Raw genomic sequence first — 10,328 nt, forward strand, 5'->3', positions numbered from 1 at the left:
GGCGGCGTAAAGGCTCTAATCCCCTAACCCATACAGGCTAGTTTCATAGAAACGAACCGCACGAACCGTGCTTGCGACTTTAACCGCACACAGCTACTCGGGTGTACTCTTGTCATTTGAGGGCTTCCCCTTCTTTCCGACTTGCTTGAGATTTCTTTCCTGAAGATAGGAGTTCCAGGTTATGTTTCCTGATTGATTCCAAGTCGGTTTTAGTTTTAACATCGTGACAATACCGATGTAATAGTTGAAGATTTTTGTACTCATCCTTACCTCCAATGGCTCTGGGGACGATATGGTCAACTTCCATTACATCTTCGTTTCTGAAAATAAGTTCGCAATGAGGGCATTTCCCTTTCTGCCATTTCAGGAGTTTTGATACCGAACTCGGCAAATCAGGATTTTCCCCCAATCTTGAACTCCAATAAACTAGGTCTCCGTCGTAGAGACTTTTATCCCCTTTAACTTTCCCATAGTCGGTGCTGCTACACTCGAATTCTCTATGCTTTAGTAACCGAAGGGGGTTCGCTCCCTCTTTTCTGGTTGAGAATACCCAGTTATTTCCGCCAATGGAGGCCAATATAGTAGGTGTCCTGCATTGATATTTCCACAACGGAGTTTTGCCCAACCTCGAAGTTTCAGGTATGTGAGGTGATCTTATTTTTGAAGTTCTCCAACGGTTCTTGCGTCAGAGTTTGTATAGAAAGAAGTCCATCCCCTTATCACAGGGTTTAAGTCTCTAATTAACGCCGATTGTGGCGATGACCTGTGTTTTTTGATGATTGTTCCGATTTCCTCTTGGTGAGCCTTACTTGACTTCTTATTTGGCGTGATGAGTGTGTTAAAACCTAAAATCTCACCTTAATCAATATTTTCACGGAACTTGCTTTGAATTCTGAGCAGACAATTATTGTCGTCATTGATTGTTCTTTTTTAATAAAAATTGAAAAAAAATGATGAAAAAGCTTATTTTTATAAGAGCAAAGCTGGCAAAGCCCAACAGGAACTGGAAATTTCTGTAATTTTTATTGTCGAAGTATATACTCATTTATTAATTAGTTTAAGTGTGCAACAAACTCCCTCCCGTCCTCAAACATAACTACCGAAAAAACCCGAACACATACAAAGAAAAAGCTGTCAAAAATCAGCGAAAAAACAGGTACCTGAAACCTCAAATCCTGATATAACAAGAGTTTACTGCTATGCCAAACATTTAAAAAATACTCGTTATTTTTGCCAAACTCTGTCCGTTATTTAGTGGCTGATGGCTATTATTACCGTTCTAAATTATGGGAGACTGTACTGGAGTTAAATTTAGATTTAATTGACAAATTAAGAGTTGATGCTGACCTCCGTTATCTATACAGGTTAACAAAAGAAACTGGGCGAACCTCGTAAATATGATGGTAAATTTGACTGCCAGGATTTGAGTCGCCTAAATTTTGTTAAAGAAATAAAACCGGGCGTTTCACTCTATACATTAGTGGAAGGCGAGTTGTTATTTAAATTGCCAAATTTGTTTGGCTTGTATTTCTGAGATTCAAGCCAACGGGAAAATCAAAAATACTTTATTATTTAGCACTGATATTAATCTATCTCCTGAGCGAATTATTGAATATAATCGGGCGCGTTTTCAAATTAAATTTATTTTCCGTGATTCCAAACAATTTACGGGTTTATCTGATTGCTAATCTTCTCATCCCAACGGATTAATTTTCATTTTAATGCTAGTTTAAATTTATTTAAGTTAGCCAATATCAGGCTTATAATTGTCATTTTTCAAGTCAAATACTTGTGTTTAAATCTGTTATTATCAACGCCTGCAACTCAATCGGCATCTGCTTTATACTTTTCTTGAAAAGTTAGATTTAGACCGGGATTTGATTTTAAATCACCCTAACTTTCCTGAACTCCTGTTCCATGGTACTCTGGCTGCTTAAAAACTGTCCGAAGTATTGATTTAAAAGCTAATCTAATAAATACTCGGTAGCTTCAATTGAAAAGAGTGCATTAGCAATATATTCTTTCCTCGCCGGTCAGACTAATTCAATTAAGTTCTAAGGCAGGCGCTATTAGGCGAGTAATTATCAATTCTAATTGGCATTGGAGTTTAATTATAGGGAGGAAAATATTTTTGTTTTTTCCTCCACGACTTTAGCCATTAGTCATCAGTCAGCAATTAGTGTTTATTAGTCAGCAATTAGTATTTATTAGTCAGATGACGGAAGGAAAAGGGAAGAATATCTAGTATGGCAGTCTTGCCTATTTATTTGCTAAGCTAGAGGTTGCGCTCTGTCATCCATAAACCTTAGATTTATGCACAGGTTATTAACTGGGAAACTGCGAGTAGAGTATTTACAAATACCGATCGCCAATCTCCCAGCAAATCTATCCGGTACTAAAATTGTACAGCTTACTGACTTTCACTATGACGGGGTGCGGCTGTCGGAATGGTTGCTAGAAGAGGCGATTGCTGCGGCCAATGAAGCTGAACCAGACATGATTTTTTTAACCGGTGACTTTATTACCTACGACCCCGCACCTATTTACGCCTTAGTACACCGATTGAAAAGCTTGCAAAGTCGAGTGGGAATTTACGCGGTTTTGGGCAATCACGACCACTATTGGCCGGGGGCAAAAAGAGAGGTTGCTAATGCTTTAAATAGCGTCGGCATTCGGGTTTTGTACAACGAAGCAATCTATCCTTTCGGGTCAGAATTAGCTTTAGTTGGGTTAGCGGATTTTTGGTCGGGCGATTTTGCGCCTAAACCTGTAATGGCATCAATAAATCCCGCGATTCCTCGGATTGTATTGTCTCACAATCCTGATACTGCTGAAAAGCTGCAAAATTGGCGGATTGATTTGCAGTTGTCTGGCCACACTCACGGCGGTCAAATCGTTATTCCCGGTATCGGGCCTTTGTATGCTTGGGTGAGAAAAATTGGCTTTTTGATTCCTCAACCAATCCGAAAGTTCATTCCTTTTCTGTCGGCTTGCGATCGAGTAGTTACTCACTGGGAATGGGCTAGCGGTTTGCATCAGGTGGGAAGTAATTTACTGTACGTGAATCGGGGTTTGGGAACTTATTCCCCAGGAAGGCTATTTTGTCCCCCTGAGGTGACAGTAATTACTTTGGTTTGTCAAAATACGTAAAGGCTGGTTTAGGGTGCATACTTTCCCGATAACAAATAATATAGCAGAAGGCAGAAGGAGCTTCGGCTTCGCAAGTGGGTAAAAAAAAGGAATTGGGTACAATTTCTATTATTATTAGCTGGCTTCTCCAAAACGATAGCCTCTGCCGTAGACTGTGTGAATTAGCACAGATTCGCCCGGGGCTTCTATTTTGCGCCGCAGCAGGCGAACTTGAGCTGCTAATACATTGCTGCTGGGTTTTTCTGCTTCATTCCACAAATACTGGTGGATTTGTTCATGTGTTAGCAATTGACCGGGATGGCGCATTAAGTATTCTAACAACTGACATTCTTTTTCTGATAAGTCAATTGTGCGATCGCCCCGATAAGCTAATTGATTGTCGTAGTCTAGCTGTAAATCTGCAACTTGCAGCCGCCCGACAGCAACCTCGGCATCAATAGTAGGAGGCCGCCGCAGTAATGCGCGGACTCTGGCTAGGAGCTCTCGCAGTTCAAAAGGTTTAACTAAATAGTCGTCTGCACCGGCGTCGAGTCCTTGTACGCGATCGTCTACGGTATCTTTGGCGGTGAGAAATAGCACTGGCGTACTCCGTCCTTGCGATCGCAACTTCTGGCAAATTGCCAGTCCGGTTTGTGTCGGCAGCATCCAATCCAAAATCAGCAAATCGTAATTGCCCTGCATGGCTAAATTGCTGCCACTTGCTCCGTCAAATGCCACATCAACTGTATAACCTTCGCGGGTTAAGACTCGACTCAAAGGGTCAGTTAACTCAACTTCATCATCAACTAAAAGAATCCGCATCCTGATTTCAAATTTGAGATTTGAGATTTTAGGTTAAGTAAACTGATTTTTCCTAGATTTTAATGTGTGGAATACTTTCCGTTTCGCTGCAAGCTGCTGCTACCCATTCCTGGATGGCAGGCAGTGCCAAAATTGCATCAGCATAAGCTTTTGCTTCTGAATCTAATTTGACTTCGTAGGTGACAAAACGCATGACAACGGGGGCAAACATAGCGTCAACAACTGTAAATTTTCCGAACAGCATATTGCCGCCTGTTCCGAATTTTTGGCGGCATTCGCGCCAAATGGCAAAGATGCGATCGATATCTGCTTCTACACCGGGAGTCATCCCTTCTCCCGGATAGCGGTTGTGGCAGTCCATCGGCATATTTTGGCGCAAATTTTGGAACCCCGCGTGCATTTCGGCGCAGATGGAACGGGCGATCGCCCGTTCCGCTACACCGACCGGCCACAAATCATTAGCAAAGCGTTCTGCAACGTATTCGCAAATTGCTAAAGATTCCCACACTTTTAGGTCACCGTCGATTAAAACTGGCACTTTTCCCGAGGGAGAATAGCGCCGAATTTCCTTATGGGTTGTCGGCCAGCCTAAAGGGATTCTCACCTCGGCAAATTCCAATCCAGCTTGTTTCATCGCCAGCCAAGGACGCAGCGACCAAGAGGAATAATTTTTGTTGCCAATAACAAGTGTCAATTCGGTCATAGTTTAGCTGTCAGTTATTTGCGATCGCCCGTTAAATTTTAAGTTTTAGAGTTGAATACACAAAGGCGTGATACACAATGGCATCGCGCGAGTGTCCAGTTCTCTCGACCAGCCTCTGCAAGGATTTTACATTAACAGCCTCTCAGCGTTCCACGTTTTTCTGCAAACTTCGATCGGGCGGCGTCATCGAACACGCTGCATTTCACATAAGATGACAAGCCTGTGACCGTGGGGATGCTGGCGTGGTTAGCAGTAGGTACGGCTACTGTACAGTCCATTTCCTCGTCCTCTAGACCGCCGCCTGAGAAGATTTCATCTACTGTATTTTTCAGGAAATCCGGGTCTACACTGTGAAATTATCCGTCAAATTCTTGACTGTCAAACTCTTGATTTTTTTCCATGCTGACCGCCCTTTAAAAAAGTGACTAAATATAATATATACCCAAACAAAGGATCGAGCAATACCCGAAATTTATTTTTCGCTATGAACTCTATGTGTTATTCTGAGTTTGGTAAAAGCTGTTTATGCTTGTGCCGCGATCGCGCCCTTCCCAAATTGAGCAATTTACACTCTAAAAATTGACATGATTACTGTTGCACTTCCCAAAGGCGGACTATTAGGAGATAGCATTCGGCTGTTTAAATCGGTTGGATTAGACTTCAGTGCTTTTCTCGATTCTTCTAACCGACAACTTCAAATTTATGACCCTACCGGAACTGCTAAAGCTTTGCTAGTAAGAACGCACGACGTGCCGGTTTATGTGGAATACGGTCAAGCTGATTTGGGGATTGCTGGTTATGATGTTTTGCGGGAAAAAACTCCGAAAGTTGCCAATTTAATTGATTTAAAATTTGGCAAGTGTCGGCTGTCTGTGGCGGTGAAGGGTTCTAGTTCTTATCGACGAACGGTGGATTTGCCTCCTCACGGTAGAGTTGCTTCTAAGTTCGTACACTGTGCCAGAGAATATTTTCACAATTTGAATTTGCCGGTGGAAATTGTGCCGCTTTACGGTTCTGTGGAGTTGGGACCGATTACGGGTATGTCGGAGGCTATTGTGGATTTGGTTTCGACTGGGAAAACTTTGCGAGAAAATGGTTTGGTGGAAATTGATGTTTTGTTTGAAAGTTCGGCTTATTTAATCGGTCATCCTTTGAGTTACCGCTTGAATACGGGGGGGGTTAATGAGTTAATCGGCAAGTTGAGAGAGCAAGTTTTGACGACTGTTTGATGGTCTAAAATTAGAGTTTTCTCATCATACCAATTTAAAAAAGTCTTGCTACAATCCTCAATCTTATACCAATTATCAAAACTAAAAGCGAACAGTAGGGGCACGGCAATGCCGTGTCATACTCCCCGCGCCGGACACGGCATTGCCGTATCCCTACAGATGCTCGGGTACTTTTCCGAATTGGTATAGGTTTGTAGGCAGGACTTTAATGGTTGCGTGCGCTAATAAAGAGGACTGAAGTTTTCACTACGAACGGGATTATTTTAGCTTCGCTTTTGCTTTGATGTGCGCTAATAAAGAAGACTTAATTACTCACTAGGAACAGGTTCTATTTAGATCATTTCTGAGCTGCTACTTGTAGATATCAAACCTAGTTTTTCCTGGCAGCGGTTTATATAAAAACTGACGACTGTATCAGCAGGGTTTTGTTCGATTAGTTGCTGAAAATATTCCAAGGCGGCGACAAATCTTTCGGATTGCCATCCTTGAATTCCTTTGTCAAATAAAACCTGGGTAAGCTGCTTTGCTTCAGAGTCGGGACACGAGGCGGCCCAGATTTCGTAGATTTCTATAGCTTGCTGCTTGCCACGCGGAGTTACTCGATCGATCCAGCGATAGTAATAATTGTTCCTTGGCAAATTGCTGTCGGCAGCAGTCGCCCGAGAAGTAGAAATAATAGTCTCCTGTGTTTCCGCTTCCAAATCGCACTTTAATAATAGACTTTCTTTTGAGTTTGAGTTGGGACTTATACCATTTAGAAATTCTCTCGCATGAAGGATCGCATTTTCGCTAACAATAATTTGGCAGCCGTATATTTTAGTTAAATTTTCTAGCCTAGAAGCTGTATTGACTACATCGCCGATGACTGTAGAGTCCATGCGGCGATCGGAACCCAAAGTGCCGATCATGCCGATACCTGTGTTAATTCCCGTACCAATATTGACTGGAAATTCTAAATTGTATTGGTGGCGGCTCGCATTAAATTCTCGTAAAGTTTCTTGCATTGCTACTGCGGCTTCTATCGCATCCATAGCGTGAGAATTCGGCTTGTCAAATACTGCCATGATTGCATCGCCTAGGTATTTGTCAATAAACCCGCCGTGGGATGTTATGCAATCGTTCATTTTAGTAAAAAAAGCGTTCAGCCATTCAAAAGTCTCGCGAGCTTCTTGAGATTCTGCGATCGCAGTAAACCCGCGAATGTCGCAAAATAAAATAGTCAGCTCTTCTTCTGTGACATTGCCCAACTGAATAGATTCTATTCCTTGCGGCGCAATTCGTCCGAGAATTTGCTCCGGCACAAATAGCTGAAATTTTTCTGAAAGATATTCGTTTGCCTCCCAAGCTGCGGCGATTTGCTGCTTGCTTTGCTCTCTGACTTGCTGGTTGAATTGGGAAGATACAGCTTGCGCTCGCATTTGACTCAACTGCAAAATATTTTCAACTTTCGCCAGCAGCAAACGACTGTTAAAAGGCTTTGTCAAATAATCATCGGCCATCATTTCTAACCCTCTAAGGCGAGAGGTATCGTCATCGAGGGCAGTCAAAAAAATTACCGGTACAGTTTGCAATGCCGTATCCTTTCGCAGGCGATCGCACACATCAAAACCGTCCATCTCCGGCATCATAATATCCAGTAAAATTAAATCAGGTCGAGATGCGCGGGCGAGGGAGAGCGCTTCATCGCCAGATAGTGCTGATACTGTGGCGTATCCTTCCAGGCGCAATAACTCTTCCAGTAAAATCAGATTAGCTGGCTCGTCATCAACCAACATGATGCAGGGCGACTTGTTTGACATGGAATATATATATATTGAATTTAGCTCGGGACTTGCGCGTGGGCTACCTCGAAAACTGGTTAATTCGTATATTTATCGTTACTAAACTCGATATTTTTCGTAGGAACCAAGTTTCTGAGGCAAGTGTGCGCAAGTCCTATAGATATTTATCTACTATTGAGTTTAACCTTTCTTTTTATCAATTATAATAAATGGCAGTGCTGGATTACAAATAATTATTGTTAGCTGAGAAAAGAACGAACAGTAGCGATCGTCAAATTCAAATCCAGCGGCTTGCTCAAATAAGCAGAAGCGCCAGCTTCCAAACATCGATCGCGATCGCCGGGCATCGCCATCGCCGTCACCGCAATCATCGGTACCGACTGCCAGACAGGATCTGCTTTAACTCGGCGCATCAACTCAAAACCGTCAACATCCGGCAACTGAATGTCCATCAAAATCAAATTCGGCAGCAACTCCGGCGCAGTAGAGGCGGCGAGAAGATCGACCATCGCCTTCCCATCCGCGAGTATCTGTACCTCGTACCCCTCCAATTCCATCACCTCAGAAATTAACATTTGGTTAAAAGGCTGGTCTTCGACAACCAAAATCCGCTTCCTGCCAATTCGTAAAGCAATCGCAGAAGCAGGGACTGGCTTGGAATCCAAGGCACAAGAAGCAAAGTTTTCCAACTCTTGACGCATCTCCGTCAAAGGCAGCCAAACGCGGAAAACACTTCCCCGATCGCAAACTGATTGAAAAGAAACAGTCCCCCCGTGCAATTCTGCAAGTCGCTTCGTCAAAGCCAAACCCAAACCTGTACCTTCGTGGCGCCTAGTCAGCGAAGAATCCACCTGTTGAAAAGGTCGAAATAGCAAGTGCCAGCGGTCTTGAGGAATGCCGATGCCGGAGTCTTTCACCTCAAAACACAAATAAGGAGTGCTGGCATTTACAGGAGAACAATCCGGCCGGTAGTCGTCGTTTATTTCGCTGCCATAGGCCAGACGCCCGATGAGTTTAACTTGTCCCTGCTCGGGCGTAAATTTAATGGCATTGGAAAGTAAATTGATCGCAATTTGTCGCATTCGCCGTTCGTCGAGCCAAACTTTAGTAATGCGATAGTCGAGTTCTAAAGATAAAGCTATCCGCTTTTTGTCTGCCCGAGGCTGCATCATTTTCAAACAGTCGGTCGCGAGTTCGTGAACGCGAACTGGCTGTAAGTTTAGTTCTACTTTCCCGGCTTCTATTTTAGAAAGATCCAGAATATCGTTGATTAGCTGCAACAAGTGCTGGCCGCTTTTTTCGATCAGTTCTACATAGTTGATTTGCCGATCGTTCAAGGGTCCGGCAAATTGCCGCAGCAGCAAGTCAGAAAAGCCGAGAATGCTGTTGAGAGGCGTCCGCAATTCGTGAGACATCGAGGCTAAAAACTCGGATTTCAACTGAGAAGAATACTCTAATTGTTTGTTAACTTGGCGCAGATTTTCTTGTGTCTGAGTCCGCTCGATCGCCGCCCCCAGAGTCCGGCAAGCAGCCTCCAGCACTTCTTGGTTGAGGGCGGTTTGCAGTTTTTTGACGTTGCGGGACTCCAGCGTCAGTACGCCGATAATCGTGCCGTTGGTAGCTGCGATCGGAAAAATGCCCAGTTGTCCGATTCCCGGATGCCGAAATTCCGGCACGGCATTGGGATGTTGGGCATAATCCTCGACGAACAAAGGTTTACCAGTTTTCACTACTTCCCACAGCAAACCTATGCCGTAGGGAATGCCTTTGTCGAGCAATTCTTGCATTCCTGCGGCGACTGGTTCCCCGTAAGTAGCCAGAAATTCACTAGAAACTTGGTTGTAAATCGCCGCCGCAAACCGATCGTTTCCCTTGCCGCTAATCACCTTGACATCTCCGAAAGATGCATTCATTGCCTCTACCAGATAGGTGAGGGCAAAGTGACCTATTTCTTGCAAACTGTCAGAGTTTTGCAGCCGTTCAGTTAAACCTAACAGAAATGTCAGTCGCCGGACTTCTGCGTTCAAGCTAGCTTGGGAGTTTTGGTATACCGTAACGTCTCGAAAGATAAACAGCCGTCCGCCGCTGTTGGTAATCGTGACGCACACCTCCAAACAAACCGCATTGGATTGCTCGAAATAATATGATAAACTTCCATCCTGAGATTTTTCCAGTGCTTGCTTAAACTGTTGCCACTGCTGGACTGACAAGTAACCCCGATCGACAATTTCCGCAAACAGCACAGGGCACTTGGGCTTTGTTGCGAGCCATTCTGGGGACAGTCCCCAAGTTCCGGCCAATTTTTTGTTAAACAAAACTAAGCAGTCCGACGAGTCGAACAGAGCGATCGGATTGTCTACTTGATTGAGAATCAGTTCTTGGTCTGCTTTCAACTGCTGCCCGTCTATCTCCATTTTCTCTGTGTCTGTAGCTCTTAGTTTTGTTGTCATAACTTTTTACGGATATGGCAAGAGTTCTTTGATAACCCTTTACTTAATGTGACATAATTTTAGGTTTTTTGGTAGTGAGCGGGAGCGATCGCTTTTGTGATCTGAGACACTTGCTGGTTTCGGAGGGCGATCCTTTACCCATTGGTAACAAGTTAAGCCTGTATGGCAGTTGTCAAGGGGATTTCAGAAGAAGTATCAAAGAAATATTGGTTCT

The 10,328-nt window shown here is 43.7% G+C and carries 10 protein-coding genes; 3 read left to right on the forward strand and 7 right to left on the reverse strand.

The window, feature by feature from the left end; all coding sequences use genetic code 11:
* Nucleotides 1-112 precede the first annotated feature (112 nt).
* Both QUA54_RS32860 and QUA54_RS32865 read right to left on the reverse strand, forming a co-directional pair.
* Entirely contained in the window at nt 113-307 is a 195-nt protein-coding gene (locus QUA54_RS32860; protein WP_333196630.1) for an HNH endonuclease signature motif containing protein, read from the reverse strand.
* A gap of 347 nt (nt 308-654) precedes the next feature.
* A complete protein-coding gene (locus tag QUA54_RS32865; protein WP_333419067.1) occupies nt 655-852 on the reverse strand; it encodes a group II intron maturase-specific domain-containing protein in 198 nt (65 codons plus the stop codon).
* Nucleotides 853-940: 88 nt separating this feature from the next.
* Here QUA54_RS32865 and QUA54_RS32870 point away from each other — a divergent pair, with 88 nt between their 5' ends.
* Together QUA54_RS32870 and QUA54_RS32875 are read left to right on the forward strand one after the other, a co-directional pair.
* Nucleotides 941-1,096, forward strand: coding sequence for a hypothetical protein (locus tag QUA54_RS32870; protein ID WP_333419056.1), 156 nt, complete (start codon nt 941-943; stop codon nt 1,094-1,096).
* Nucleotides 1,097-2,313: 1,217 nt separating this feature from the next.
* Entirely contained in the window at nt 2,314-3,150 is an 837-nt protein-coding gene (locus tag QUA54_RS32875) for a metallophosphoesterase (protein WP_333419057.1), read from the forward strand.
* Nucleotides 3,151-3,264: 114 nt separating this feature from the next.
* Here the strand turns inward: QUA54_RS32875 and rppA are convergent, their stop codons facing one another.
* The 3 genes from rppA to QUA54_RS32890 form a co-directional block, all read right to left on the reverse strand.
* The gene (gene rppA / locus QUA54_RS32880) at nt 3,265-3,951 is read right to left on the reverse strand and encodes a two-component system response regulator RppA (protein ID WP_333190880.1); all 687 of its coding nucleotides are present in this window, start codon (nt 3,949-3,951) and stop codon (nt 3,265-3,267) included.
* Between the two features lie 52 nt (nt 3,952-4,003).
* The gene (locus QUA54_RS32885) at nt 4,004-4,654 is read right to left on the reverse strand and encodes a glutathione S-transferase family protein (protein WP_333419059.1); all 651 of its coding nucleotides are present in this window, start codon (nt 4,652-4,654) and stop codon (nt 4,004-4,006) included.
* A 131-nt stretch (nt 4,655-4,785) separates the two neighbouring features.
* Nucleotides 4,786-4,932: a hypothetical protein gene (locus tag QUA54_RS32890; RefSeq protein WP_333419061.1), complete on the reverse strand. Its 147-nt coding sequence runs from the start codon at nt 4,930-4,932 to the stop codon at nt 4,786-4,788.
* A 306-nt stretch (nt 4,933-5,238) separates the two neighbouring features.
* Here QUA54_RS32890 and hisG point away from each other — a divergent pair, with 306 nt between their 5' ends.
* On the forward strand, nt 5,239-5,883 hold the full coding sequence (gene hisG, locus QUA54_RS32895; RefSeq protein WP_172193312.1) for an ATP phosphoribosyltransferase: 645 nt from the start codon (nt 5,239-5,241) through the stop codon (nt 5,881-5,883).
* A gap of 332 nt (nt 5,884-6,215) precedes the next feature.
* Here the strand turns inward: hisG and QUA54_RS32900 are convergent, their stop codons facing one another.
* Both QUA54_RS32900 and QUA54_RS32905 read right to left on the reverse strand, forming a co-directional pair.
* Nucleotides 6,216-7,682: a response regulator gene (locus tag QUA54_RS32900; protein WP_333419063.1), complete on the reverse strand. Its 1,467-nt coding sequence runs from the start codon at nt 7,680-7,682 to the stop codon at nt 6,216-6,218.
* Between the two features lie 221 nt (nt 7,683-7,903).
* Nucleotides 7,904-10,114 carry an ATP-binding protein gene (locus QUA54_RS32905; protein WP_333419065.1) on the reverse strand — a complete coding sequence of 737 codons (2,211 nt, stop codon included), beginning with the start codon at nt 10,112-10,114 and terminating at the stop codon, nt 7,904-7,906.
* Between the last annotated feature and the right edge of the window lie 214 nt (nt 10,115-10,328).

Origin of the sequence: Microcoleus sp. MOSTC5 (assembly GCF_036701825.1) — a bacterium.
Taxonomy (GTDB): domain Bacteria; phylum Cyanobacteriota; class Cyanobacteriia; order Cyanobacteriales; family Microcoleaceae; genus Microcoleus; species Microcoleus asticus.